The 26336-nt window shown below is 60.3% G+C and carries 29 protein-coding genes and 1 CRISPR repeat array (1 of these 30 cut by a window edge); of the genes, 11 read left to right on the forward strand and 18 right to left on the reverse strand.

Features of this window, described 5'->3' with window-relative positions:
- Positions 1-11: 11 nt before the first annotated feature.
- The 5 genes from ACZ5IU_RS06775 to ACZ5IU_RS06795 are packed head-to-tail and all read right to left on the reverse strand — an operon-like array spanning position 12 to position 1464.
- The gene (locus ACZ5IU_RS06775) at positions 12-497 is read right to left on the reverse strand and encodes a sigma-70 family RNA polymerase sigma factor (RefSeq protein WP_464421438.1); all 486 of its coding nucleotides are present in this window, start codon (positions 495-497) and stop codon (positions 12-14) included.
- Entirely contained in the window at positions 494-847 is a 354-nt protein-coding gene (locus tag ACZ5IU_RS06780; protein WP_464421439.1) for a D-Ala-D-Ala carboxypeptidase family metallohydrolase, read from the reverse strand. The genes ACZ5IU_RS06775 and ACZ5IU_RS06780 overlap by 4 nt, the downstream gene beginning before the upstream one ends.
- Positions 844-993, reverse strand: a complete 150-nt coding sequence (locus ACZ5IU_RS06785; protein ID WP_464421440.1) for a YvrJ family protein — start codon at positions 991-993, stop codon at positions 844-846. Before ACZ5IU_RS06785 ends, ACZ5IU_RS06780 begins: the two co-directional genes overlap by 4 nt.
- A 16-nt stretch (positions 994-1009) precedes the next feature.
- The gene (locus tag ACZ5IU_RS06790; protein ID WP_464421441.1) at positions 1010-1216 is read right to left on the reverse strand and encodes a DUF2922 domain-containing protein; all 207 of its coding nucleotides are present in this window, start codon (positions 1214-1216) and stop codon (positions 1010-1012) included.
- Positions 1217-1242: 26 nt separating this feature from the next.
- Positions 1243-1464, reverse strand: a complete 222-nt coding sequence (locus ACZ5IU_RS06795) for a DUF1659 domain-containing protein (protein ID WP_464421442.1) — start codon at positions 1462-1464, stop codon at positions 1243-1245.
- A gap of 207 nt (positions 1465-1671) precedes the next feature.
- Between ACZ5IU_RS06795 and ACZ5IU_RS06800 the strand changes: the two genes are divergently transcribed.
- Complete coding sequence (locus ACZ5IU_RS06800; RefSeq protein WP_464421443.1) at positions 1672-2043, forward strand: hypothetical protein; 372 nt, start codon at positions 1672-1674, stop codon at positions 2041-2043.
- A gap of 51 nt (positions 2044-2094) precedes the next feature.
- Here the strand turns inward: ACZ5IU_RS06800 and ACZ5IU_RS06805 are convergent, their stop codons facing one another.
- From ACZ5IU_RS06805 to ACZ5IU_RS06865, 13 genes are all read right to left on the reverse strand, one after another.
- Positions 2095-3255 carry an anaerobic sulfatase maturase gene (locus tag ACZ5IU_RS06805; RefSeq protein WP_464421444.1) on the reverse strand — a complete coding sequence of 387 codons (1161 nt, stop codon included), beginning with the start codon at positions 3253-3255 and terminating at the stop codon, positions 2095-2097.
- Positions 3256-3263: 8 nt separating this feature from the next.
- Positions 3264-5024 (reverse strand): sulfatase-like hydrolase/transferase, encoded by a 1761-nt coding sequence (locus ACZ5IU_RS06810; protein WP_464421445.1) that lies wholly within the window; start codon positions 5022-5024, stop codon positions 3264-3266.
- 272 nt (positions 5025-5296) lie between these two features.
- Positions 5297-5884, reverse strand: a complete 588-nt coding sequence (locus ACZ5IU_RS06815; protein WP_464421446.1) for a GNAT family N-acetyltransferase — start codon at positions 5882-5884, stop codon at positions 5297-5299.
- Positions 5885-5920: 36 nt separating this feature from the next.
- The gene (locus tag ACZ5IU_RS06820; RefSeq protein WP_464421447.1) at positions 5921-6526 is read right to left on the reverse strand and encodes a methyltransferase domain-containing protein; all 606 of its coding nucleotides are present in this window, start codon (positions 6524-6526) and stop codon (positions 5921-5923) included.
- An 81-nt stretch (positions 6527-6607) separates the two neighbouring features.
- Positions 6608-7777, reverse strand: coding sequence for a permease (locus tag ACZ5IU_RS06825; protein WP_464421448.1), 1170 nt, complete (start codon positions 7775-7777; stop codon positions 6608-6610).
- 187 nt (positions 7778-7964) lie between these two features.
- Positions 7965-8195: a thioredoxin family protein gene (locus tag ACZ5IU_RS06830; protein WP_464421449.1), complete on the reverse strand. Its 231-nt coding sequence runs from the start codon at positions 8193-8195 to the stop codon at positions 7965-7967.
- Between the two features lie 29 nt (positions 8196-8224).
- On the reverse strand, positions 8225-8572 hold the full coding sequence (locus ACZ5IU_RS06835; RefSeq protein WP_464421450.1) for an ArsR/SmtB family transcription factor: 348 nt from the start codon (positions 8570-8572) through the stop codon (positions 8225-8227).
- Between the two features lie 49 nt (positions 8573-8621).
- Positions 8622-8885 (reverse strand): (2Fe-2S)-binding protein, encoded by a 264-nt coding sequence (locus tag ACZ5IU_RS06840; RefSeq protein WP_464421451.1) that lies wholly within the window; start codon positions 8883-8885, stop codon positions 8622-8624.
- A 31-nt stretch (positions 8886-8916) separates the two neighbouring features.
- The gene (locus ACZ5IU_RS06845) at positions 8917-9609 is read right to left on the reverse strand and encodes an aromatic aminobenezylarsenical efflux permease ArsG family transporter (RefSeq protein ID WP_464421452.1); all 693 of its coding nucleotides are present in this window, start codon (positions 9607-9609) and stop codon (positions 8917-8919) included.
- Positions 9606-10250: a nitrophenyl compound nitroreductase subunit ArsF family protein gene (locus tag ACZ5IU_RS06850; RefSeq protein WP_464421453.1), complete on the reverse strand. Its 645-nt coding sequence runs from the start codon at positions 10248-10250 to the stop codon at positions 9606-9608. The genes ACZ5IU_RS06845 and ACZ5IU_RS06850 overlap by 4 nt, the downstream gene beginning before the upstream one ends.
- A gap of 182 nt (positions 10251-10432) precedes the next feature.
- Complete coding sequence (gene arsB / locus ACZ5IU_RS06855; RefSeq protein ID WP_464421454.1) at positions 10433-11638, reverse strand: ACR3 family arsenite efflux transporter; 1206 nt, start codon at positions 11636-11638, stop codon at positions 10433-10435.
- Entirely contained in the window at positions 11638-11988 is a 351-nt protein-coding gene (locus tag ACZ5IU_RS06860) for an ArsR/SmtB family transcription factor (RefSeq protein ID WP_464421455.1), read from the reverse strand. The genes arsB and ACZ5IU_RS06860 overlap by 1 nt, the downstream gene beginning before the upstream one ends.
- Before the next feature lie 3 nt (positions 11989-11991).
- Complete coding sequence (locus ACZ5IU_RS06865; protein ID WP_464421456.1) at positions 11992-12828, reverse strand: XdhC family protein; 837 nt, start codon at positions 12826-12828, stop codon at positions 11992-11994.
- A gap of 299 nt (positions 12829-13127) precedes the next feature.
- Between ACZ5IU_RS06865 and ACZ5IU_RS06870 the strand changes: the two genes are divergently transcribed.
- From ACZ5IU_RS06870 to cas2, 10 genes are all read left to right on the forward strand, one after another.
- On the forward strand, positions 13128-13925 hold the full coding sequence (locus ACZ5IU_RS06870) for a penicillin-binding transpeptidase domain-containing protein (RefSeq protein WP_464421457.1): 798 nt from the start codon (positions 13128-13130) through the stop codon (positions 13923-13925).
- Between the two features lie 157 nt (positions 13926-14082).
- Positions 14083-15438 carry an MATE family efflux transporter gene (locus tag ACZ5IU_RS06875; RefSeq protein ID WP_464421458.1) on the forward strand — a complete coding sequence of 452 codons (1356 nt, stop codon included), beginning with the start codon at positions 14083-14085 and terminating at the stop codon, positions 15436-15438.
- Between the two features lie 207 nt (positions 15439-15645).
- Positions 15646-16632, forward strand: a complete 987-nt coding sequence (locus ACZ5IU_RS06880) for a helix-turn-helix transcriptional regulator (protein ID WP_464421459.1) — start codon at positions 15646-15648, stop codon at positions 16630-16632.
- Positions 16633-17183: 551 nt separating this feature from the next.
- The gene (locus ACZ5IU_RS06885) at positions 17184-19493 is read left to right on the forward strand and encodes a CRISPR-associated endonuclease Cas3'' (RefSeq protein WP_464421460.1); all 2310 of its coding nucleotides are present in this window, start codon (positions 17184-17186) and stop codon (positions 19491-19493) included.
- A gap of 14 nt (positions 19494-19507) precedes the next feature.
- The gene (cas5c, locus tag ACZ5IU_RS06890) at positions 19508-20242 is read left to right on the forward strand and encodes a type I-C CRISPR-associated protein Cas5c (protein ID WP_464421461.1); all 735 of its coding nucleotides are present in this window, start codon (positions 19508-19510) and stop codon (positions 20240-20242) included.
- A complete protein-coding gene (gene cas8c / locus ACZ5IU_RS06895; RefSeq protein WP_464421462.1) occupies positions 20239-21969 on the forward strand; it encodes a type I-C CRISPR-associated protein Cas8c/Csd1 in 1731 nt (576 codons plus the stop codon). The genes cas5c and cas8c overlap by 4 nt, the downstream gene beginning before the upstream one ends.
- A 16-nt stretch (positions 21970-21985) precedes the next feature.
- Positions 21986-22822 (forward strand): type I-C CRISPR-associated protein Cas7/Csd2, encoded by an 837-nt coding sequence (gene cas7c, locus ACZ5IU_RS06900; protein WP_464421463.1) that lies wholly within the window; start codon positions 21986-21988, stop codon positions 22820-22822.
- A gap of 23 nt (positions 22823-22845) precedes the next feature.
- The gene (cas4, locus tag ACZ5IU_RS06905) at positions 22846-23496 is read left to right on the forward strand and encodes a CRISPR-associated protein Cas4 (RefSeq protein WP_464421464.1); all 651 of its coding nucleotides are present in this window, start codon (positions 22846-22848) and stop codon (positions 23494-23496) included.
- A gap of 23 nt (positions 23497-23519) precedes the next feature.
- Positions 23520-24527, forward strand: coding sequence for a type I-C CRISPR-associated endonuclease Cas1c (gene cas1c / locus ACZ5IU_RS06910; protein WP_464421834.1), 1008 nt, complete (start codon positions 23520-23522; stop codon positions 24525-24527).
- A gap of 25 nt (positions 24528-24552) precedes the next feature.
- Entirely contained in the window at positions 24553-24840 is a 288-nt protein-coding gene (gene cas2, locus ACZ5IU_RS06915) for a CRISPR-associated endonuclease Cas2 (protein ID WP_464421836.1), read from the forward strand.
- 178 nt (positions 24841-25018) lie between these two features.
- Positions 25019-26336: a CRISPR direct-repeat array (repeat unit 32 nt; unit sequence GTCGCTCCCCATGCGGGAGCGTGGATTGAAAC) (it continues 9523 nt past the right edge of the window).

Below are 26336 nucleotides of genomic sequence, written 5' to 3' on the forward strand. Positions count from 1 at the left end.
GTCCGTTCAGTCTATTCGAAAAGGAGAGGGCGGAGCATCGGACGTATCCGGCGCAGACGCGCGCTCACCGCCTGTTGCGATACCCCGAGTCCGCGTCCGATGTCGGCCTGCGACCATCCTTCGGCGAGCCGGCGGACGATGTCCAGATCCTCTCCCGAAAGCAATCGTCCGAAGAGCGGCGATTCTCCGGTCTCACCGGGCGGACACCAGGGTTCCGCTTCGGTCCCCTCGAGGTCGTCGACATTCACGCTCGCTCTGGAGCGCATCCGCTCCGCCGCGTCGCGTACCATGGCCGGCAGGCGCATTTTCAGGAATTTCGGGAGCGGCTCCTCCGGGGGGCAGCGGGAAAGCAGCCGGATCAGCGCGAGATACCCCTCCTGTTCCAGGTCCTCGAACTCGGCCCCGCGCCCGACGTACCGCCGGGCAGTCGCCCGGACGAGGGGCCGGAAGGCGGCGCACGCCTCCCCGGCCCCAATCGTTCCCGCGGGAGTCGTCATGCGCCCCCCGCGTCCACAGCGAGGTGGACGTACTCCCGGGCCCCGTTCGGCAGAATCCTGTGAAAGTGGGCGTCGGCCGCGGCGAGGACGAACGATTCCTGGTCCTCCCGCGCCACGGCCACGTCCGCCGCGAGCCCGAGACGATGGTCGCTCTTCGGAACGCCCCCTACCCGCGAGTTGTGCGAATCGCACCTGTATCCGCTCGTCAGGAGAAGGGGACGCCCCCAGACCCCGCGGAGCTCCTCGAGGCGGAGCACCAGGAGCGGATGGATCCGCACCCTGTGGCAACACGGGCACTCGAACTCGCGGAGCGAGAAGTGGAGCGACACCCGGACGTCGTTCAACCTCACCGGGCATCCTCTCCCTCGATGGCCGACCGAAGCTCGTCGATCGCCACCCTCAGATCATCCAGGCGCTTTTCCATCCGGACCAGAAGGTATGCGGCCACCGCGACCGCAAAGCCGCTCTGGATCGACGACGCCAGAATATCCTCCATGATCCGCCTCCCGCGGCTAGCCCTCGATCAGTTCGGTGACCGTCCGGTCCACGAGTTCCGCCGATTTGACGGTCGCCGGGGCCGTAACGAAAATCGGATTGTCGATCACCGCCTGCATCGCGGTCCGGACTTCGGCTTCCGTCAGCGTGTCTTTCGCGTACCCCAGGGAGAGCGACATCGTCGCTCCGTCCGCGGTTCCGAAACGCATCCGCACAGTCTTCATCCCAATCAGCTCCTTTCAGGGACCGCCTAGGCGATCTCCACGGAATTGTTGTCGATCTTTTCGATGCCGCGAATCTCATGGGCCAGAAGCGCCCCGAGCGCGTCGGATACCGCCTTCACCCTGTCGGCCGAAGCGGCGTGCGCCACCTTCATCAGGGAAATGCTCCGGAGAACCGGCTTTCCGCCGGAATCCGTTCCGGTCTGCACGCGCAGAACCACCTTGCTGTCCATCGGCGAATAGGTCGCCATCCGTATCACTCCTTCGTCGTCATGTTCACCCCGCCGCCGCCATTGCGACGACTCTCCCGGGTGACGTCTATAAGAGTGTGCCGGCCTATGATTATATACAAATAGTAATCTTATTCTGAGCCGTGTTCACGCCTTGTGGGTAGTTTTGGAATAGACTATAATGTTTGAAGAAATCCTTCGGAAAATCCGTCAAGGGAGGGGATTGGAATGAGGAAGTTTCGTACCGGCGTCGCCGTGTGTCTGGGTGTTCTCCTTTTGCTGGCGGCGGGCGCGGCGTCCGCCCACGCTCCGAGCGCGATCGGCCTGCACTGGGAGACGGGAAAGCGGGTGCTCGAAGTTCGGGTCCTTCATCCGGTGGCGGACGTCACGGCCCACTATATCAGCCGGATCTCGGTCATGGCAGGGAACAAGGTCATCGCCGCGCGCACCTACACGATGCAGACGAACGAGAAGTCGCAGATCGACGTCTTCTACCTCCGTCCTCTGCGCAGGGGAGAGAAGATCACCGTCGTCGCGAAATGCAACGGGAAGGGATCGATGACCGCCTCGATGATCATCGGCCGTCCGCACAGGAGATGACGGCATTCGTCCGGGCTCCGGCGGCGCAGGGCCGCCGGAGCCCGGACCCGTTCACGATATGCCGGAGTTCGCGGCGACGTGCGAGAAGAAGCGCCTGTAGCCGTCGCAGAGGTAGTTTCTGCCCCGCCGCCCGTCCTTCGAGAGCAGGATCCTGTCCTTGGGGCAGCCGCCGAAGCAGAGGCGGATGTGCGGACACTCGAAGCACTCCTTCGGAAGCCCGTAGGTCTTGTGCATCCCGAACGCCCGATTGCCCTCCATGAGTTCCGCGAGCGGCGTCTCGAGGATGTTTCCGAGCCGGTAGTCCGGGTAGGCGTAGCGTTCGCACGAATACACGTCCCCGGCGACCTCGACGGACGCGGCGTGGCCGCAGAGCGCGTCGTGGACGCACAGGCCGCCTCGGATCCCCCGCATGTTCCCGATCGTGACTTCGAAGAGCTGGACGAACTTCCGCCCGAAGTCGAGCGCCTTCCAGCGGTCGAAGACGTCGCAGAGGAACGCCCCGTATCCCTCGGCCGTCACCGAGAAGTCCGTCGCCGGGTGGAGGAGATTCGTGCCCCGGATCCCCGGGGGCATCGCGAACCGCTGTCCGTCTCCGGCCTCGAAGGCCGTTCCGCCGCATTCGACGACGGGCAGGAACTGCATGAAGTCCGTGTACTCTCTGAGAAAGTCGTACACGTCGCGGGCGTGCGCCATGTTCGCGGCGTTCACGGTCGTCAGCGTGTTGAACGGGACGCGGCGCTTCCGGAGCAGCCCGATCCCTTTCATCACGCGTTCGAAGCTCCCGCCCGCCGGACCGCGGCGGTAGGCGTCGTGGAACGCTTCCGGGCCGTCGACGCTCACCCCGACGAGAAAGCCGTTCTCGGCGAAGAAGGTGCACCAGTCGTCGTCGAGCAGCGTCGCGTTCGTCTGGATCGTGTTGACGATCTTCCGCCCCGCGCCGTACCGTCGCTCGAGCGCCATCGCCTTCCGGAAGAAGCCGAGCCCAGCGAGCGTCGGTTCGCCGCCGTGCCACGCGAACTCGACCGTCGCGTCCCGCCCGTTGATCTCGAGATTCCGCCGGACGTACGCCTCGAGAACCTCGTCGGACATCACGGCCGAGGTCTGCCCGAGGAGCTTCGGCTTTTCGACGTAGTAGCAGTAGGCGCATTCGAGGTTGCACCGTCCGCCGACGACCTTCGCCATGACGGCGAAGGTCCGCGTGTCGCCGCCCATCCGGGGCGCTATTTCCCGCGCCTGAATCCGGACGCGGCCGCGAACAGCGGCAGCAGTACGAGAAGCCCCGCAAGCGGGGTCGGCCCGGCGGCGCAGCTTCCGGTCTTCGGAATCTCGTGCGCCGCGTTGTAGGCCGCGATCATGTCCTTCGCCTCGGAGCCGTCGTCGACGCCGATCTCGTCCGCGATCAACGCGTTGAGCCTCGCGTTCATCTCCATGATCAGCGCGGCGTTCGCGACCGGGTCGGCCGCGAGGTTGGTCATTTCCCCCGGATCGTTCTCGAGGTCGTAGAGTTCGATGTCGTTGTTCGCCAGAAGCTCGTCCATCGTCGTCGGCGTGCCGAACTCGAGCGGGAAATACCGCGCGAACTTGTACCGTTCGGTCATGATCGCCCGAACGAACCCGCGGACGCTGGTATCGAAGGAGTAATACACGATGTTTCCGGCGGCGTCCCTGTTCGCCCGGGCCATCGTCGTCGAGATCAGCTCCGCGCAGAACAGCGCGCCGTCGCGGACGGACCGTTTCGTTCCCCGGAGGAGTTCCATGAGGTTCTTTCCGGGAAGTCCGGCCGTGATCGCGGCCTTTCGCGCCTCGCCGATGTTGGCCATGTGGACGAACGTCGGCGCGAGGTCGATGTGGCTCGTGACCGCCGTGACCGATCCGCCGCCCGGGATCTCGGGATGGTGGATATAGAGCGGAACGTGCGTGTTCTGTTCGTACATGAAGCCGCCCTTGCCCTTGAGCCCGTGCGCTCCGGCCATGTCGCCGTGGTCGGCCGTGAAGACGACGATCGTGGTGTCGAGCATCCCGAGATCCGTCAATGTCCGGAGGATGCCCATGAGATTGTTGTCGCTGTCCTGGATGCAGTTCCAGTAATAGTCCTGAAAGCTCTTCCAGCTCGCAGCGGACGAAACAGGGCCCGTTTGCCTCGACATGAACTGTCTGAAGATCGCGAGCGCGTCCGGGAGTCTGTCGTCGCTGACGTCCTGGCTCCACGACGACGGAATGCCCGCGGCGTAGGACGTCGCGTACACGGGGTCGTCGGGCGGCAGGCCGACCGGGACCGGGCCGACCCACGCCGGATCGTCGTTGAAGTACATGATGTCGTGCGGGTTGACCATGTTGATCGCGAGGAAGAACGACGTCCCCTGCGCGTTCTTCGCGACGCCGGTCTCCCGGAGCCATTTCGCCGCGTGGCTCACGATCTCCGGGTCCTTCTCCCACCCCTCCCACATCTTGCCGATATAGTCGCCCGAGACGTTCCAGTCGGCGAAGCCGTAGGGCTCGAGGTCGGTCAGCTCCTCGGAGACATCGGAGAGCGTGCTCGAGTTCCCCATGTGCCACTTGCCCTTGTAGGCGGTGTAGAAACCGGCCGCGCGCATCATGTCGCCGACCGTCCGCATGTTCTCGGAGAGCATCCCCTGCCACTCGAAATCGGTGTTGTCGATCATGAGCGTGTCCGTGATGTGCCTTCCGGTGTAGATCACCGACCGCGACGACGTCGACATCGTCGCGCAGTTGTAGTGCTTCTCGAACGTCGTCCCGATTTCGGCGAGGAGCCGCCGGGCCTCGTACGCCGTCCCCTGCGGGAATTCCACGAAATACTGCTCCTGATCCGTGGTGATGAAGACGATGTTGTAGTTCCCGTCCGCGTTCGGCTTCGGCGAAAAGCGGGGAGCCGCCTTCTTCGCGACCGCTTCGGCCGCGCACCCGGACGCCACCATCGACGCCGCGATCGTTGCCGCAACGAGCTTTCGTTTCCCACGCATGAGTCTCTCAGTCCCCCTTCGAGTTCGTTCGTTGGCAATGGGACGAACAGGCGGGAAAAGTATAAACGATTCTTGCAGAATCGAAAACCGGCCTGCCGGAATTGGGTTTTTTTAGGGGCCTTGAGAACCGTACGGGACATAGGCACAATTCAACATGAGATACCCTCTGGAACGCTTTTTTCGTTGCCTGCTCTTGCTTCCGCTCAGTGTCTGAAGCGCTCCCACGAATCCTACGCGAGGCGCACCTCCATACAGGAGACCCCTTCGGGATTTCAGGTCGGCGCGACGGAGGACGATTCGAGAAGCGCCTTCGGCAGCGACGAGCGTTCGACGGCCGCGAACCCGAGGCGCGCGAAGAAGCGCGGCGCCGTCTCCGTGAGCAGCACGACGCGTTCCACGCCGGCCGACCGGGCGCGTTCGATCGCCCAGCGGACGAGCCGCTCGCCGAAGCCGTACTTCCGGGCCGACCGCCGCACCGCGAGGCTCCGGATCATCGCCGCGCCGCCGCCCCATTCGAGCCCGACGCACCCGGCGATCTCCGTCACGCCCGCGAGCGTGATCACGGCGAAGTCCCCGATCTCCCGTTCGATGCCCTCGCTCGTCAGTCCGCACGCTTCGACGAGCCCGACGACGCCTTCGAGATCTCCGGGTGTCGCGCTCCGGAGTTCGTACTCCCGCCCTTCGACGGGTGTTGCGACGGGCTTCTTCGCGCGGACGATCGCGCTTCCGAGCCGACCGTCCGCGGCCTTCGCCTCGTCGTCGGTCAGCGAGCCGAAGACCGAACGGCCGTCCGCGTCCGTCAGGCGATAGGTTCGGATGCGTTCGACCGCGACATCGACGAAGCCCGTTTTCCGCAGCAATTCGGCATACTCTTCCTCCGGAAGAGAGCCGGACACTCACCCGCACCAGGCTTCGGGACCGGCGCTCCGGATCGCGTCCGGCACGCTCCCCGAAAAGGTCGTATCCGCGACGCAGAGCCGTCCGCCGGGCCGGAGAACGCGAAGCGCCTCCCGGAGCACCGCGGCCTTGTCGCCCGCCAGGTTGATCACGCAGTTGGAGATGATCGCGTCCACGGAGCCGTCGGCGAGCGGAATCCGTTCCAGAACGCCCTTCAGCAGCCGGATCGTGTCGAAGCCAGACGCCTTCGCCGTGCGATCCGCCGCTTCGAGCATCTCGTCGGTCATGTCGAGGCCGTACACGAGCCCCCGGGGGCCCACCATCCCGGCCGCGAGCACCAGGTCCGTCCCGGCCCCGCACCCCAGGTCGAGAACAACCTCGCCGTCATGGAGCCCGGCGTGCCGCGTCGGGCTGCCGCAACCGAACGAGAGCCCCGCGGCCTCCTCCGGAACGGCGGCGTTCTCGTCGCCCGAGTACACCCCGGAAGCGAAACCGCCTTCGCAGCTCTCGCCTCCGCAGCAGCTCTTCCGCCGCGTCACGGAGTCGCCGTAGCGCTTCCGCACCGCTTCCCGAAGCGCGTCCTGCGCGTGTGAATCCTGAACCATTGTCCCGTCACCCCTCATGAGTGACCGTCTCGCGGATCAATCCGCGACGGCCATCCGAAAAAAGACTTCGATAAACCCCGACTACCCGAAAAATGCGCCGAACAGCATCCCCGCGATCGTCGAAAGCGCGACCACGAGGCTCACGTAGACGACCGTCTTCTTCGTCCCGACGATGCTTCGGATGACGAGCATGTTCGGAAGCGACAGCGCCGGGCCCGCGAGCAGCAGCGCAAGCGCCGGCCCCTTGCCCATGCCCGCCCCGATGAGGCCCTGGAGAATGGGAACCTCCGTCAGCGTCGCGAAGTACATGAACGCCGCGACGACCGAGGAAAAAAAGTTCGCGAAGAGGGAATTGCCGCCGACGAGGGCCGTGACCCATTGGCTCGGAATGATCGCCTCGTGTCCGGGCCGGCCGAGAAGAAATCCCGCCGCGAGAACGCCGCCGAAGAGCAGCGGCAACACCTGGAGCGCGTACCCCCACGTCGAGGCGTACCACTCGGAGCGTTCGTCGCGCGTGAACCACATGCGAACCGAGAGGATCGTCGCGGCGAGCGCGGCTCCTGCGATCCACCATTTGACGCCGTAGAGGGCGGCCCACACGCCGATCGGGAGCTTCGGCGCGGCCCAGTTCGCGAACACGAGGAAGACGACCATGCCCATCATGAAGAACACCGTCTTCCACAGCGGACGCACCGCGTCCGGAACGGGCAGGTCCGCGAACGCCTGTTGGCGCTGCGTCTCCTCATGCCGGAAGATGAAGGCCATCAGAACGCCGATGACGACGCTGAAGACGATCGCGCCGACGGCGCGCGCGACGCCGAGTTCCAGCCCCAGAATCCGCGCGGTCATGATGATCGCGAGGACGTTGATCGCCGGGCCGGAGTAGAGAAACGCCGACGCCGGCCCCAGTCCAGCTCCGCGCTTGTAGATTCCGGCGAAGAGCGGAAGGACCGTGCAGGAACACACCGCGAGGATCGTCCCCGAAACGGCCGCCACGGTGTAGGCGACCCATCGCTTCGCCTTCGCGCCCAGGTAGCGCATGACCGCCTGCTGGGAGACGAAAACGCTGATCGCGCCCGCGATGAAGAACGCGGGAACGAGGCAGAGCAGCACGTGTTCCCTGGCGTATTCGTGGAGCATCGCCAGCGATTCGATCGCCGCCGCCTGCAAGCGCGGACTGTCGACGGGCATGAAGTAGAACGTGAGAAACGCGGCGGCGAGATACAGAAATTTTTTCAGTTCGTCATTCATACGGAAGGCCCTCCCGGAAAAAACCGAATGCCGTAACGTGGCTTTTTTGCCACATAAAGCTCTCAAAAAACGGGATCTTCCACAGACGGCCCGAAGATCCCGATACATCCGACGGCAGAACGCGACTCCGGTCACCGTCACACGACACGCCCGTGGGGGCCTCCATGCGACGGCGCGCAGCGGCGCGCTACGCCAGCAGCTTTTTGATCTCTTCCACGGAGGGGACCTTGCCGACGACGACGACCTTTCCGTCGACGACGAGGCCCGGAGTCGTCATGACGCCGAAATCGACGATCCTGTCGATGTCGGTCACCTTTTCGATCTCGAACGCGATCCCGAGGCCCTTCGCGGCCTCTTCGGCGTTCGCCGCAAGCTTCTTGCACTTGGGGCATCCCGTTCCAAGAACCTGAATCTTCATTCCCGATTCCTCCTCACATTCAAAAACGTTCAACGATCCGGAACAACGACATTTTCGGGGGCCTCTTCCGCGAGGGAGCCCGCGCACCCGCACCCGCCGCTCCGGACAACCCGCTCAAGGCACGCGAGGAACGGAAGCAGGCACGTCATTCGAAGCCGGTAATAGACGTACAACCCCTCTTTCCGGTCCTCGATCACGCCCAGGCTTTTGAGGACGGCAAGATGCTTGCTCACCGTCGTCCGGTCGCATGGAAAGGTGTCGCAGATCTCGCACGCGCACCGCTCCCTTTCCCCGAGCATCTCCACGATCGAAAGGCGCACGGGATGGGCCACAGCCTTGAGGATATCGGCCTTTTGCTGCTGTATGCGTTCGCTCATTACCGGGCATTCCCTATATGCTGCGGCCGAACCGGCCGTCTCAGGCGCTTCACCCTCCGCCACAGGAACATCCCCCCTTCATCCGCTCGAGCGCCGGGCCATACGCCGCGAGCAGTTCGCGGATATCCCCGTGACAGCAGCGCCCCCTCGGGTTCAGTTCGGCGCACTTGTGTCCCTTGCCGGCGCCCGTCGCGTCGCAAATCGCCTCGAACGTTTCGGCTCCAGCGGCGATGGCGCGAACGATGTCGCGCTTTGTGACACTCGCGCACCCGCATACGATTTCGGTCTGGGGAACCTTTTCCCAATCGGTCATTCCGTCCGAATCCTCCTCGTCGAAACCCGTTCTACACGAACAGGCCGAATATGTCCTGCAAGGTCTTGTACAGTCCGACGCCGATGAAAATCCCGCCGGTGATCCGCCGAGCCCACAGTTCGATCCGCGTCACGCGACCGAAGACTCCCGACAGGCTCTTGACGCCGAAGGCGATCAGAAGCGCGAAGGCGAGCACCGGCAACCCCGTCGCCACGCCGTACACGGCGGGCAGAAGCAGCCCGGATCCCACATTGACCGCGAGGGGAAGCAGCGAGCCGAAAAAGAGCGCGGCCGACACCGGACAGAACGCCAGCGAAAACATCACGCCCAGAAGCAACGCGCCGAACAGCCCCATCTCTTCCGCGCGCCGGGTCAGGGTTTCGGACGCCCCGCCGCCGAACGACGGCAGCGACAGCAGCCCGAGAAGGATCATCCCGACGAGGACCAGAAGCGGCCCGAGCAGCCTGCTTACGGTGAACTGGAGCGCCGCGGAGACGCCCGGCGCGGACAGGGCGCTCGTCGCGAGCAGAACCCCGAGGACGGCGTAGGTCAGCACCCGGCCCAGCGTGTACAGGATTCCCGCAAGGAAGACCTGCCGCGGACTTTCGACCCGTCGGGCGAGAAACGACACCGCCGCGATGTTGGTCGCAAGAGGGCACGGGCTGACGGCCGTCAGAAGTCCGAGCCAGAACGCCGTCGCGACGCCGAACCAGAGGGCGCTCACCGCTTCACCGACCCCGTTTCGTCTCCCCTGAGGAAGGCCTCCGTCTCCGTACGGATATAGTCGTCGAAGGCCGTCTCGTCCCGGAACAGACGCCAGACCTGCTTCAGGTTCTTCCAGCGGACCTCTTTGCCGTCCTGAAGCTCGGAGAGGATCACCGACTGGTTGGTGATCTGATAGTCCTGGATGTAATGCCGGTTTTCGGGCGTCTCGACGTTGACCAGGCGAACCTCCATCAGGCCGTTCTTCTGCGCGTCGGCGAAGTGCGCGTCGAGCGCGTTCTTCGTCAGCCGCTCGATCGTCGTGCAGCTCACGCACCGCTTCCGGCCGTGAAGGTAATAGGCGACGAAATGCTTTCCTGCGGCGGGCGCTTCGGCCGTCGCACTTTTTGCCGCTTCGGGCGTCCTCTCCGGAAGGGATTCGAGCGTCTTCGCCTCCTGCGCAGCGACTGTGGTCACGCGCTCAGGCGCATCTGTCGCAACCGGAGCCGCGGGTCTGGCCGGAGTTTCGGGCGAAACGGGTGCGGCGGCCTTCCCAGGCGCCGGAGCCGAAGCGCGGCCTCCAAGCTCGCCGAACGCCACATAGCCCAGACTCGCGATAACGAACACGAGCAACACGACCGTCAGAACATTCTTCCCCTTCATACTGCGATCACTCCCCGAAAGACAGTGAAAATCCACATCTTCAAAACACCCTGGTTGGCCAAGGCTGTTCCTCCGAAACATCATATTTGAATGTGTGCATATTACCACATATCTCAGAAGCCGACCCGGTAATTCTGCGGAGTACTCTCTGCAAAACTTCCGTTCATAAGCCGGAACCGGCTTCACCGTTTCGCCCGGTCGCTTCCGTCTTTGGCCGGAAACCAGTGCTGCGTTCTCAGGCAGATCTTCACGAGCATCAGCATGACGGGCACCTCGATGAGAACGCCCACGACCGTCGCGAGCGCCGCACCCGACGACAGACCGTAGAGCATCGTGGCCGTCGCGATGGCCACCTCGAAGTGGTTGGACGCCCCGATCATCGCCGACGGGGCCGCGTCTGCGTAGCTGAGCTTCAGGACGCGCGACAGCCAGTATCCCAGCGCGAAGATCAGAACCGTCTGAAGGAAGAGCGGAATCGCGATCCACAGGATCGTGAGCGGGTTGGCCGTGATGACCGCCCCCTTGAACGAGAAGAGCAGGACCAGCGTCGCCAGGAGCGAAACGATCGTTATCGGCGTGAGGACGTGAAGGAACTTCTCGCGGAACCACGTTTCCCCCTTCGCGCCGATGATGGCCTTCCGGGACCAGTATCCCGCGACGAGCGGCAGCGCCACGTAGATGGCGATCGACAGCACGAGCGCCTGCCAGGGCACCGGAATCCGGCCGACGCCCAGGAGGAAGCCGCCGAGCGGTCCGTAGAGCAGCAGCATCGAGAGCGAGTTGATGGCGACCATGACGAGCGTGTGTCCGTCGTTGCCCCTGGCGAGGTATCCCCAGACGAGGACCATCGCCGTGCAGGGCGCGATCCCGAGAAGAATGCAGCCGGCGAGGTAGCTCCGCCAGAGCGGAACCTGCAACGCCTTGACGCCTTCGACGAGGATGACCTTGCCGACGCCGTAGGAATCTCCCACGGCGAGGTCGAGCCCGAGCGGCATTTTCACGATATCCGTCGCGTCCGGGCCGATGAACCGGTTGAAGACGGTTCCGAGGAAGAAGACCGCGATCACGTACATCGTGAAGGGCTTGACGGCCCAGTTGACGAAAAGCGTGAGCCCGACTGGCCTGACGCTTCTGCCGGCCTTGAGGACCTCGCCGAAGTCGATCTTGACCATGATCGGGTACATCATGAAGAAGAGGCATATCGCGATCGGGATGGACACGACCGGCGCCCCGTCGACATAGATCGCCATGCCGTCCAGCGTCCGCGCGAACTCCGGGGTCGCCTTGCCCAGGAAAACGCCCCCGATGATCGAAAGTACCACCCACACGGTGAGGTACCGCTCGAAGAAACCCAATCCCCGCGCCGGAGCCTGAATTCTCTCGTTCATCACGAATCGCCCTCCCCGAGGTCGTCGCACGAAATGCGCCGCATCCATTCGTACACGGCAGCGAATTCGGGAGCATCGCAATGCGCCTCGCGGATCGCCCCGGTGACCTGCCGGACGAACGGATCGTCCGACGCCCGCACCGAATAGTGCATCCACTGCTTCACGCGCCGCTTGTCGAGCAGACCGGCGTCGTACAGAATTCGCAGGTGCCTCGAAGCCATCGACTGCGGGATCCCAAGCCCCCTGTGCAACTGGCAGACGCACGCCTCGCCGAACCCGAGGAGCGCCGTGAAAAGGGAAAGTCGCGTCGGATCCGACAGCGCGCTGAAAAGGGCCGCGGCTTTGTCCATCGCTCACGCCTTTCCGTAGCGCTCGGCGATGATCTCGCCCATGATCGACACGGCGATCTCGGCGGGAGAACGCCCGCCGATGTCCAGACCTACGGGCATCCGGACGAGTTCGAGTCGCCGCCGGGCTTCGTCGGTGGTCCCGAGATGCTCCTTCAGTTCGGCGACCTTCGCCCGGGACGCCATGAGACCGAGGTACTTCCACGGACGTTTCAGACACGCGGCCAACACCTCTTCGTCGTGCTCGTGCCCGTACGTCATGATGACCGCGTAGGTCGACTCGTCCAGAGGAGCGCGCGCGGCCGTCTCGGAGAACGGCCCGGAGAGGAACTCCGTTCCCTCGGGGAAGGTCGCGGCGTTGAGAAATTCCCGGCGGTCGTCCGCGACGAGGACGGAAAAGCCACACGCGCGCGCCTGCGGAACGAGCGCGTGAGCGACGTGCCCCGCGCCGAACACGACGAGGCGCGGCATTTCCACGAAGGGCTGGATGAAAAAGTCCGTCGTCCCGCAGCACGCCTTGCTGACGTTCTGTTCCGGACCGCCGCTGAAGTCGTAGTGCAACCGCCGGGGACAGCCGTCCCCGATGGACGCGAGCGCGTGACGGATCGCGAACAGCTCCAGATTGCCGCCGCCGACGGTGCCGACGATCGAGCCGTCCTTTCGGACCGCCATCGTCGCTCCCATGCCGCGCGGCGCGGACCCCGTCGCGCCGATGACCGTCACCAGCGCGACGGCCTCGCCGCGCTCCCTGCACGCCAAAACGGCCTCCAGCGCCGCTGCGTCGGCCGTCTCGCGACCGTCGCCCTTCGCCACGACGGATCGATCATGATCGACTTCGCTCATATTCATACCTCCCCGCCGATTAAAGTAGGTTATGCGCATATATGTATATGCTAAGTTGATAAATATCGACTGTCAAGAATCGGAAAGCGCCTCTCCAACTGCATACGGTCCCTGTCCGTCTCAAGCGTTCGCGCAACACGAAGGCCGGACTCCCGCGAGAAGGCATCGAAAGTGCATTGCATAGAACGGAATAACCAATAAACTATGGTTAGAAATGAATAATTGAAACCTTCAGCACAAATAGCTGAAAAGGGCTATAATACCCGTCAAAATCCTCAGTCCGCACGAAGGAGACAGTCATGCGACACATTCGATTCGTCCTGTCGGTGATCGCAGTTGTTGCCTGCGCGGCATCCGCGTTCGCGTTCACCGTCGAACCCGTGCCGGAATGGAACGAACTCTTCGACGCCCATCGCGTCACGGGAGTCGTTCTCGTCTACGACGACTCCGCGGACCGCTATTATTCGAGCGCGCCGCTGCGGATCAACGACCGGTTCCTTCCCGCGTCGACGTTCAAGGTTCTGAGTTCGCTCATCGCGCTCGAAACCCGCGTCGTCAGCGACGAGACGCAAATCATACCGTGGAACCGAACGGAGCGCGAGGTTGCGACGTGGGACCGCGACATGGACATGCGGGAGGCCATAGCCTGCTCCGCGGTCTGGGTCTACCAGGAACTCGCGCGGAAAATCGGGCCGGAACGCATGAACTTCTGGGTTCGCCGCGCGAACTACGGCAACGGGGACACCGGAGGGGCTATCGACAGTTTCTGGCTCGACGGGAACCTGCGCGTCAGCCCGCTCGAACAGCTCGAATTCATGCGGCGCCTCAAGACGGGACGGCTGCCGTTTTCGAAAAGGAACCTCGACATCGTCCGCAACATCATCATCCGCGGAAAAAACGAATGGGGGACCATCCGGGGCAAGACGGGCTCCGTCACGCAACGCCCTCCCCACGTCGGATGGTACGCGGGATACGTCGAAAACGGGGACAGAACCCTCTTTTTCGTCACGCTCGTGGAACACCCGGATCCTGCCGTCATCGCTCCGGCGCGCGAGGCCATCACCCAGAAAATCCTCCGCGACCTGAACGCCCGCTGAACCGGACATCGGACGCTCGAAACGCCAAAGCGGGAAGAGAGTTGCCGCCGTTCCGTGGAAAACCGGCGATACTCCGCTTGACATCCGTACCCGGAAGAGCGATATTTCCTTGTATTTCACACTCGCTGCGCCATCGCTGAAAGAACGTGACGGACACATGGACCAGGAAAACGCGCAATACATCCGGATGACCCGGACGCCGGTCGGTCGGCTCATCACCTCCCTCGCCATCCCGACGATCATCAGTATGCTCACGACGGCGATCTACAACATGGCGGATACCTACTTCGTGTCCAAACTCGGAACCAGCGCATCGGGCGCCGTCGGCATCGTGTTCTCGCTCATGGCGATCATCCAGGCCGTAGGGTTCACGATCGGGATGGGATCCGGCAGCCGGATCTCGCGCCTTCTCGGCGCGCAGAGGACGGACGACGCGAACGTCGTGGCCTCGGGCGGCTTCCTCATGGCCATCGGCTTCGGGCTGCTCCTCTCGGTCTTCGGAATCCTCTTCATCGACCGGCTCATGCGCATCCTTGGAGCGACGGAGACCATCCTGCCCTACGCGCGCGACTACGCGAAGTGGATTCTGTTCGCGGCGCCGGTCATGGCCGCGTCCTTCCTGCTCAACAACATCCTCCGCGCCGAAGGACGGGCCCGCCTCGCCATGGTCGGACTCACGTCCGGCGGCATTCTCAACATGATCCTCGATCCCGTCTTCATCTTCACCTTCGGGCTCGGCATCGCGGGCGCTGCCATCGCGACAGCCCTCAGCCAGTGCGTCAGCTTCGCCATCCTGCTCTCGTGCTTCCTGACCGGCCGGACGGTCACGAAACCCGGCATCGGAAAAATCCCGCTCCGCGCGACCGACTACCTCAAGAGCCTCAAGAACGGACTCCCCTCATTCTGCCGGCAGGGGCTCGCGAGCGCCGCGACCGTCGCGCTGAACATCGCCGCGGCCCTCTACGGCGACGCGGCCGTCGCGGGGATGTCCATCGTCGGCAGGATCTTCATGTTCATCTTCGCCATCACGCTCGGAATCGGGCAGGGGTACATGCCCGTCGTCGGCTACAACTACGGCGCCCGCAGGTTCGACAGGGTCAGGACCTCCTTCCTGTTCACGTTCAAGGTCGCGTGCGCGGCCATGACCACCTGTGCCGTTCTCTGCTTCGCCTTCGCCCCGTCGATCATGAGAATCTTCATCGAAACGGACCCCCGCGTCGTCGAAATCGGCGCGAAGGCCCTCCGGTGCATCAGCCTCGCCATGCCGCTCGTCCCGCTCGGAGTGGTGTGCAACATGACCTTCCAGTCGATCGGCCACGCGTGGACCGCGACGTTCCTTTCCACCGCGCGGCAGGGCATCTTCTTCTTCCCGCTGATCCTGATCCTGCCGGGGATCATCGGCCTGATCGGCGTCCAGATCACGCAGGCGCTCGCCGACGCCTGCACGTTTCTCTGCTGCATTCCCTTCGCACGACGGTTCTTCAGGACGCTCGACGCGACCGAAAAGAAATAGCGCCCTTACTAGAGAACGAATCCCGCCACACCCCCCCTATCCTGTCGCTCCGGAACGGTATCATCAACATCGACGCATTCCGTCGGCACCAGCGACGCAACCTCATTAATAGTGAATACAATTAATTTATCGGCGCAAATCGACGCCTATAATTGGGTCGGGATTGTGTTTTTTTCACAGGACGGGGAATAAAGGGAGGAGATATCCGTGCCCCAGGACCTCAGTTCCATACGTCTGCGCCGTCTCAACCGAATGATGCTCGAACTCGCGTCCGGCGGCTGCGTTTCGAAAAGCGCGGTCATGAAGCGGCTGGAATATACGCAGAGCCGAACCTTCGAGCGCGACCTCGCCTTCCTGCGGGAGGAGTTCGGCGTCGATATCGCCTACGACCGCGGGAAGAAAGGCTACGCCCTCAAGGGGAAGGGACGCTTCCTGCTCACGCTCGACCTTTCGGAACAGGACGTCATGGCCCTCTCCGCCGGACTTCGAATGGCCGCACACTTTCTGCCCCACCTCGAGGATGGGTGCGACCGCCTCTGGAACACCCTTCGAACCGCCATTCCCGAAGCGCTCGCGCGACAGGGAGATGAACTCGGCAAAAGCGCCGTCGTCGCCCTGCCCGTCTCGCCCGTCGACCCGGATATCTTCGAGACGATCACGACCGCGATCACGAACAGGCGCATGCTCCGGCTCCGCTACGCGGCCCCCGGACGTTCCGGCGACTCTCCGCACGAACACGACGTCTCCCCGTGGGGCGTGTACTTCCGGGCGCACGCATGGTACCTGTGGGCGCTCAACGAACGGTTCACCACGCCGAACCCCTTCCGCATCGGCCGAATCACGCGCGCGGACATCCTCGACAGGGCATGGCACGAAGTTCCCCCCGGAGACCTCTGCGTGGAGCAGTACGCCTCGAGCGCGTGGTACGGAATGCCGGGCCCCGCGATCACGCCCGTGCGCATCCGCGTGCTCGCGCCGCTCGCCACGGCCGTCTCGGAAACCATGTGGCACCCCACGCAGCGCATCACGTGGGCGAAGGACGGAAGCAGCCTGGTGCTGGAAGCCGCCGTTCCCAACCTCGACGAAGTCGCTCGGTGGATTCTGGCGTCGGCCCCCAACGCGGAGCCCCTCGACCCGCCGGAGCTGCGCGACCTCGTCACGACGTGGGCGAAGGCTGCGTGCGGGGAGAAGTGAGGAGGGGGGAGTATCCAGATTCCGATAACGGGTCATACAACGCTAATGAAGCTTGGAGGTGTGATGTTGCATGACATCGTCCGCGTTCGAAAGATAGGGAGAAAATATTTTTTCGGAAAATTTTGTGCTTTTTACTTGACTCGTGTGATCAAGAAGAGTAAGGTATCCTTGCTTTAGGAGGTATATCTAAGTGATCTAGAGAATACATACATAGAAAGAATTACATATCGGACTGAAGGAGAGGGAGACTATGTGCCTCTTGCGGCGTATTCTAGAAACGATTGCCAGGTACATATTAGCTGATGGGATATCGGCTGACTCCAAGCCTCCTCATATTCATAACAACAATATTAAACAATATACAAGCAATAAGACTTTAATATTATATATCAAACTTGGCATACATATATTATTAATAAAAAATTCTGAAATAAAGTATAGATAATTTAAATATCAACACAAATAATTTTTGTGTTGTGGATTGAAACTTTCTTGTAATTGTATGTCTCTATGATCCTCTTAGGAATTTCCATCGAATCGGAGGTGGTAGAGTGGAGTCTGTCGCCCACATGAAAGACGATGGGCACGGCAGTGTCATATCGCAATCTTTATCGGCCCATCTCAAAGGCACTGCAGAACAGGCAAGGACATTTGCGGAAGAATTCGGTAATGGAGACTGGGGATATTTTCTTGGAAGTTCGCACGATCTTGGAAAATACTCCCCGGATTGGCAGGGGTATATACGCAGAGAATACTGTTGCGATGATATTGATCAAACCAAAGGGACAAAGCGGGTATATCACAGCCTGCATGGCGCGCTGAATGCGTTCCTCCGGTTCCCATCTCAATACAAGCGGATTGCACGTGCGATCTCATACATTATTGCCGGACATCATGCCGGCCTTGCCGATTGGTCAGGGACGGCCGGTAGTCTCGACAACCGCTTGTTCGACACTATACGGAGCGAACTGCGTAGAGAGGAAATGAACCCGATCTTGGGAAACGACGAAGCAAGAGCCTTTTTGGACCAGTCTCTCCCGAGCTCTCCCCCCTTCGGATCACCAGGACGGTGTGACCCACAGTATGTCCACCTGTGGATCCGGATGCTCTTCTCCTGTCTTGTCGATGCCGATTTTCTGGATACCGAAGCCTTCATGACGCCTGAAAACACGGACAAACGCGGGGTGTACCCGAAGCTATCCGAGCTGAAAAAGCGCTTTGATGCCTTCATTGAAGAAAAACAGGCAACCGCAGAGCCGTCGGTCATCAATAAAAAGCGCAACGAGGTCTTGCGGCAGTGCCGCGAAGCCGCGCAGAAGAGCCCCGGGTTCTTTTCCCTCACGGTTCCGACGGGGGGCGGCAAGACACTCTCGTCCATGGCGTTCGCCCTGGAACATGCCCTGAAATGGGACAAACAGCGCGTCATCATGGCGATCCCGTACACGAGTATCATCGAGCAGACCGCGAAGGTCTATAAGTACGGAACGGACGACGACTCCCTCATCCCGGAAATTCTGAAAACCGGACAATGGCTTTTCGGCGAGGACGCCGTTCTGGAACATCACAGTAATCTCGACCCGGAAAAGGAAACTCTTCAGAGCAGACTCGCTTCGGAGAATTGGGACGCCCCCGTAATCGTCACGACGAACGTTCAGCTTTTCGAGTCCCTCTTCGCGAGCAGAACATCGGCCTGCCGCAAACTGCATAACCTGACCAACAGCATCATCATTCTGGATGAAGCGCAGATGCTTCCGCCGGAATATCTGAAGCCAATTCTTTCAGTCCTCCGCGGACTGGTGGAACACCTGAAAGTAACGGTCGTTCTGTGCACCGCAACCCAGCCCGCGCTCAAGGGACGCATCGGCGCCGATTCATCCGCTTTTGACGGCATTCTCAACTGTACAGAAATTACGAACGATGCGGTCGGACTAACACGTGACTTCAAACGGGTGAACGTCTTCTTCCCGAAGTCTCCAAGCGTTCTTTCCAGCTGGGAGGATGTTGCGCGCCGGCTCTCGGACCTTCCGCAGACCCTGTGCATCGTCAATACGCGAGCGGACTGCAGGACGCTTCACTCGCTAATGCCCGAAGGGACGGTCCACCTCTCCGCCCTCATGTGTCCCGAGGAACGCAGCGACGTCATCAGCAACGTGAAGGCGACATTGCGGCAAAAGTCCCCGGTTCGGGTCGTCAGCACGCAGCTCATCGAAGCCGGCGTCGATATCGACTTCCCCGTGGTGTTCCGCGCGTTGGGCGGAATGGACTCGATTGCTCAGGCGGCCGGACGCTGCAACAGGGAGGGGCGGCTTGAGTCGCCAGGGGAAGTCCACGTTTTTATGCCCCCCAAGCCGGTTCCCCGCGGACTGCTTCGCAAGGCTGCGGATGCATGCTCCGAGCTGTTGCGTACGCGGATAGTCGCGGAGCTTACTCCGGATATATATGAGAAATATTTCAACATATTTTATAGCTCTATAAATACTTTTGATGCCTCGGATTTTCAAAATATATTTATTGACAATGCTGATGAATGCAAATTTCAGTTCAGAACATTTGCTAATAACTTTAAACTTATAAATAACGAAAGACAAAAAGCCATATTAGTGAATTATGAAGGCAAATTTCATTCAAGTTGTACGCTTCTGGATCTTCTGAGGCGGAAAGGGCCTGAATCGTGGATTCTCCGAAAACTCCAGCGCTTTTCCGTGAACGTGCCGGATCGTGTCGCTGAGGTCCTGAAGAACAAGGGCGCGATAGAGGACGTTCGCGGTTATCTGGTCCAGCAATCCACGGCCATGTACAGGCCGGGGTTGGGGCTTCTCGCTGATTCGGATGTCTGGGACGCCGAACAGCTCATACTCTAGACCATGGGAAGGAGGTGAACGCATTGGAGCACCACAACAAAACCTTCTGCATCGAAGTCGAAGGACCGTTCGCGTGTTTCACGCGCCCGGAAATGAAGGTCGAACGGGTCAGCTACGACGTTATAACGCCTTCCGCGGCGCGGGCCGTCTTCGAGGCCATATTCTGGAAGCCTGCGATTCGCTGGCAGGTCAGAAAAATCCAGGTGCTGAATCCGATCCGGTGGACATCGGTGCGACGAAATGAGGTTGGAGTCACGATGAGTCCGAGGTCTGACGGGATCTATATCGAAGACCAAAGACAGCAGCGCGCGGGGCTTTTTCTGCGTGACGTCAGGTACAGACTACACGCGGAACTTTTATTCATTCCTCCCGCTGCAAGAAAGCACTCGCAAGGTTACTCGAAGAATGAGCTGATAGCTCGACAGTTCCTTTCCGAAGAAGAAAAAACAGTTCTCTCCAGTGACGAAAATCCGGGAAAATATAACGCTATTTTCGAACGTCGTGCACGGAAAGGACAGTGTTTCAACCAGCCGTATCTCGGATGCCGCGAGTTCAGTTGCTCTTTTGGACTCATCGAAGATCCGAATGACGGAACCATCTGCATTCCGGAAACCAGAGATCTGGGGTTTATGCTTTATGACTTGGATTATTCAGACCTGAACACCCCTGCTCCAATGTTCTTCCGCGCACAAATGAACGATGGCGTCGTGATGGTTCCCGACCCCGACAGCGAGGAGGTGAAACGGTGATCATTCAGGCGCTCAGCGACTATTACCGCAGGAAATCGGAAAACGACAACGATTCAGTAGCTCCAGAGGGATGGGAGTTCAAGGAAATACCCTTTCTCATCGTTATCGACAGTGACGGTGTCTTTCAGACAATACTCGATACACGTGAAGGCGAGGGCAGGAAGAAGCGCGCGAGAGCGTTCCTCGTTCCGCAAGGGATGAAGAAAACTGTCAACATCAGTTCAAACCTGCTTTGGGATAACGTTGAATATGTCCTCGGCGCGAACCCTCGAGATCGCAACGATATCGAGAAGCGACACTCGGCCTTCAAGGAACGGATACGGGCGGATCTTCAGGATCTCATGAATTCTCCTCCTGTTTCATCAGTGTCGTCTTTTCTTGAAAAGACCCCGCTTGAACAAATCGCAAAGCACCCCGAATGTGGGGAAGTTTGGAAGGAACTTCTTGAGAGCAACTCGTTTATCACCTTTAAAGTCGATGGCATCGAGGGAACGACGATATTCGATTCCATCCGTTCACGTATTCGGAAGAGTTCCGGCATATCCGAGAATGGTATCTGCCTTGTTTCGGGAGAACATACGACGATATCGCGCCTGCATCCAGCAATCAAAGGCGTTAGAGGAACGAATACCTCGGGGGGGGCTCTGGTTGCTTTCAACCTGCCGGCGTTCAATTCGTTCGGGAAGGCGCAGAACTACAACGCGCCGATCGGAGAGAGCGCGGCGTTTTCCTACACAACGGCCCTGAACATGCTTCTGGGAAAGGATTCCAGGAACAAGACATCCTCCGGAGACGCAACGATCGTCTTCTGGGCGGAACAGGCGAAACCGCAGGATTTCAATATCGAGGACGCCTTCGGATGGTTCGTGGAGTCGCGAGACGATCCGGACCGGGGTGTCCGTGCTGTGAGAGATTTGTATGACGCCGTTCATTCCGGTGCGGTTCCTTTGGATGAAGGCGATCGTTTTTACGTCCTGGGGCTTTCGCCGAATGCCGCCAGGATATCGGTCCGTTTCTGGCGACAGGGATCCGTCCGGGAGATCGGCGAAAAAATACTGAGACATTTCGACGACATACAGATAGTCCACAGTTCAAAGGAGCCCGAGCATCTCTCGCTGAATCAGATCCTCCGCGCCACGGCTCTTGAATACAAAATGGACAACGTCCGTCCGAACCTTGCGGGCGCCGTCATAACGAGCATGCTCGACGGAACGCCGTACCCGCGTACGCTCATGCAGGAATGCATCCGTCGCGTCCGCGCGGAGCAAAATGTGAACCGTTCCCGGGCAGGGATTCTGAAGGCATTCCTGAACCGAGCTCCGGGAGTTTCCGGAAAGGAGAAGATACTCGTGTCGCTTGACAGGACAAACACTGATATCGGATATCGCTTGGGACGCCTCTTCGCCGTTCTCGAAAAAATTCAGGAGGAGGCGAATCCGGGGATCAATGCCACGATTCGCGATCGTTTCTACGGCGCCGCTTCTTCGAGCCCGGTTGCAGTTTTCTCACAGTTGCTCAAGCTAAAGAACTACCACCTTTCGAAGCTCGGCAATCCCGGAAGGCGAGTCAACTTCGAGAAAGAGATCATGGAGGTCATGAGCGAAATCTCGGGTTTCCCCGGGCATCTGACGTTGGACCAGCAGGCGTATTTTGCGATCGGATACTACCATCAGCGCCAGGATTTCTTCACGAGTAAGACGGCACAGCAAACGTTACCCAATATCTAGTCAGGAGGGACGAACGATGATTACAAATAGATACGATTTTGTCCTTTTCTTCGATGTTCAGGACGGGAACCCCAACGGAGACCCGGATGCGGGGAATCTTCCCCGGATTGATGCCGAAACAGGCATGGGGCTCGTTACGGATGTATGTATAAAGCGAAAAATAAGAAACTACGTTCAGGTAACGACAAAGAACGATATCTTCATAAAAGAAAAAGCCATTCTCAATCTCAGTATTGATGAAGCGCATGAGCAAGAATCGGTGAAGAACAAGGAAAAGGGAGATAGAACAGAAGCGGCACGAGACTGGATGTGTAAAAAATATTACGATGTACGGACTTTTGGCGCTGTTATGAGTACGGGAAAAAACGCCGGGCAGGTTCGCGGTCCCATCCAGTTGACATTCGCCCGATCGGTGGATCCCATCATCGCGCTCGAACACAGCATTACGCGGATGGCCGTCGCAACGGAAGCGGAAGCCGAGAAGCAGAGCGGCGACAACCGCACCATGGGGAGAAAATATACGGTCCCGTACGGACTCTATCGCACTCATGGCTTCGTTTCCGCGCATCTGGCTGCACAGACGGGGTTTTCTCAGGAAGACCTCGATCTGTTCTGGAAAGCGCTTCAGGAAATGTTCGAGTACGACCGTTCCGCCGCCAGAGGCCTGATGAGCACCCGTAGGCTTATTGCGTTCAAACACGCGACGGCTCTGGGGAATAGACCCGCGCATGAACTTTTTTCCAGAGTGACATGCAAACGAACAAACGACGGGCCTGCACGGAGCTTTACGGATTACAGCATTCTGCTCGACGGAAATCCCGTCACGGAGACATTCACGATCGTCGACGTGTAGCCGGGCGTACGGCGCCGGTTCATATGTTCACCGAAGACGATCTTCTCCCGATCTCGGCGCTCCAGCATCTGGCGTTCTGCGAGCGTCAGTGGGGACTGATCCATTTGGAGCGTGTCTGGAGTGAAAACACACTTACGGCCGAAGGCCGCTGGCAGCACGAGCGCGTCCATGACGATGACGTCGAAGCCAATGGGGAGATACGCATCGCACACTCCCCTTGGCTTCGCTCGTTTCGTCTGGGGCTTGTAGGACAGGCGGATGTCGTCGAGTTCTCTCCCGATGCCCCGCCGCATATCGTGGAGCACAAACACGGGAAGCCAAAACTGGACGCGAGTGACGAAATACAGCTCTGCGCCCAGGCATTATGCCTCGAAGAGATGCTCGGCGTCGATATTTCGGAAGGAGACATTTTCTACGGTCGTATCAGACGACGCCATCGGATCCTCTTCTCGGAGGATCTCCGACAGAAGACCGAGAATCTTGTAAAAAAGCTTCACGATCTGACGGCGCGGGGCGTTACTCCTCCAGCCTCGCCTGCACCCCGATGCGACAATTGTTCCCTCATTGACGCGTGTATGCCGGAAGCCACTGACGGCAGGCACAGCGCACGGCGCTACATCGAAAAATTCATTTCCGCCGCGCAACGCGAGTCGGGAGAGGAGGAGTCATCCTGAAACGCCTGCTCAATACGCTCTATATCACGACGCAGGGCTCGTATCTCGCCCGCGAGGGAGAAACCGTTCTTGTCCGCCAGGAACAGGAGACGAAGCTTCACGTTCCAATCCACACGATCGGAAGCATCGTCTGTTTCGGACAAGTCTCGTGCAGCCCGTTTCTTCTCGGTCTCTGCGGAGAGAGAGGCGTCTCCGTGACGTTCATGACGGAAAACGGCAGATTCCTTGCGCGCGTCCAGGGACCGGTGTCCGGGAATGTGCTGCTCCGGCGCGAACAGTATCGTTGCGCCGACAGCCGGGAACGTTCTGCCGAAATCGCCCGTTCGGTTGTCATCGCGAAGATCGCGAACGGCAGAACCGGCATTATGAGGGCCGCGCGAGAACACGTCGCTCCGGCGTCATGCGAAGCTCTTTCCGCGGCGGCTTCAGACATGGCGCACCATATTTCAATGTTGGAGAAACCGTTGATTTCGCTCGATTCCGTTCGCGGCATCGAGGGCGACGCCGCCCGGACGTATTTTTCGGTCTTCGATCACATGATCGTTTCTCAAAAAGAGGCGTTCTTCTTTACGGAACGATCCCGACGTCCGCCGCTGGATGCAATGAATGCGCTCCTTTCCTTCATATACACCCTGCTCGTGCATGATACGGCATCGGCGCTCGAGGGAATCGGGCTCGACCCGGCGGTAGGTTTTCTGCATCGTGACCGTCCGGGACGTCCGAGTCTCGCTCTGGACATTATGGAGGAGTTCCGCCCAATGATAGCCGATCGACTTGCACTGACGCTGGTCAATCGGCAGCAGGTTCGCGGGGGTGGATTCGCGAGTACCGAGACGGGGGCCGTCCTCATGGATGAAAAGACGCGAAAGGAAGTTCTCATCGCGTACCAGAAACGAAAGCAGGAAGAGATCGTTCACCCGTTTATCGGCGAGAAGATGTGCATCGGGTTGATCCCGCACGTGCAGTCCATGCTGCTGGCTCGTTTTCTGAGAGGAGACCTCGACGGGTATCCTCCATATCGCTGGAAATAGGGGGGGGGGGTGACATGAGACTGTGATGGTCCTTGTGACGTATGACGTGAGCACGGCATCCGACGGAGGGGCGAGGAGGCTGCGGCATGTCGCGAAAGCGTGCCTGAATTTCGGCCAGCGCGTACAGAATTCCGTATTTGAATGTCTCGTCGATCCGGCGCAATGGAGTGAGTTGCGGCATAGACTTCTCGAAATATACGATCCGGAAAAGGATAGTCTGCGATTCTACTTCCTCGGGGCAAACTGGAAAAATCGCGTAGAACATCAGGGGACAAAGGCAACGTACGATCCCGAAGGTCCCATGATTTTTTAGCGCGAACCTCAAGTGACGGGGAAAATGCCGGGAGGTCCGCGCGAAGCCGGAAACACCGTCAGGAAGTGAATGTGATCAACTGGAGGCATATGTTCTTTTTGATATTCCATGTTTGACAAGAGGGTTCGCGGAAATGTATTCCGGAAAGCGCACTATGACTGGAAAATAACCTGCCACTGTCGCTCCCCATGCGGGAGCGTGGATTGAAACGTGCGCTATACCATGCGTGCCGACATGCCTGGTACGTCGCTCCCCATGCGGGAGCGTGGATTGAAACGACGGCCGCGAGCGCCGCCCTGTACACGCCCGAGTCGCTCCCCATGCGGGAGCGTGGATTGAAACTCCGGAAGATGCGAAGGTCATTATCAAAGTCCAGGTCGCTCCCCATGCGGGAGCGTGGATTGAAACGAGCGATCGGAACCACCCATCGAACGCGCGCCGCACGTCGCTCCCCATGCGGGAGCGTGGATTGAAACCGAAAAACTGTCGATCATGGGAAGCGTTGCAATCGTCGCTCCCCATGCGGGAGCGTGGATTGAAACTCCGCTCGGTCTGGTGCTCGGGTCCGGTGGGGATGGTCGCTCCCCATGCGGGAGCGTGGATTGAAACCCCGCTGCGGGGAACGGCTCCATGAAAAGTATATGTCGCTCCCCATGCGGGAGCGTGGATTGAAACGGCCCGAAAGACGATGATGTACCGTCATGCGTACGTCGCTCCCCATGCGGGAGCGTGGATTGAAACCACGGGATATGGTCTTTGCTTCTGCGCCTATACGCGTCGCTCCCCATGCGGGAGCGTGGATTGAAACTCCGCTCGGTCTGGTGCTCGGGTCCGGTGGGGATGCTGTCGCTCCCCATGCGGGAGCGTGGATTGAAACGCCTGAATCTCAAATCGTGGGAAGCCTTGCAAACACGTCGCTCCCCATGCGGGAGCGTGGATTGAAACCATGACCTCTCCGAACTGTGCTCCGGCGGCTTTCGTCGCTCCCCATGCGGGAGCGTGGATTGAAACTCCGTTCTTCTCCTTGTACGCGTCGCGGTCCTTCTCGTCGCTCCCCATGCGGGAGCGTGGATTGAAACCCTCGCCAGGCGTCTCCTCGAAATACTCCTCGCCCGTCGCTCCCCATGCGGGAGCGTGGATTGAAACCGCAAGTATGTGGATCGCGCAGAACGAACGCACAAGTCGCTCCCCATGCGGGAGCGTGGATTGAAACACGTGACAACGATCGTTGACGCGTTGATCGCCGCGTCGCTCCCCATGCGGGAGCGTGGATTGAAACTCCGGGGCGCTCTATAGATGCGACACGAGCCTCTGTCGCTCCCCATGCGGGAGCGTGGATTGAAACATCCTCCGCGTAGACGACGATCTGCGCATCCGATGTCGCTCCCCATGCGGGAGCGTGGATTGAAACACAGGAATGGGCGGCAACCACCGAATCGCGAACAGGTCGCTCCCCATGCGGGAGCGTGGATTGAAACAACACGGCGGCGCACCTT

The sequence above is a fragment of the Lactivibrio alcoholicus genome, from assembly GCF_055390895.1.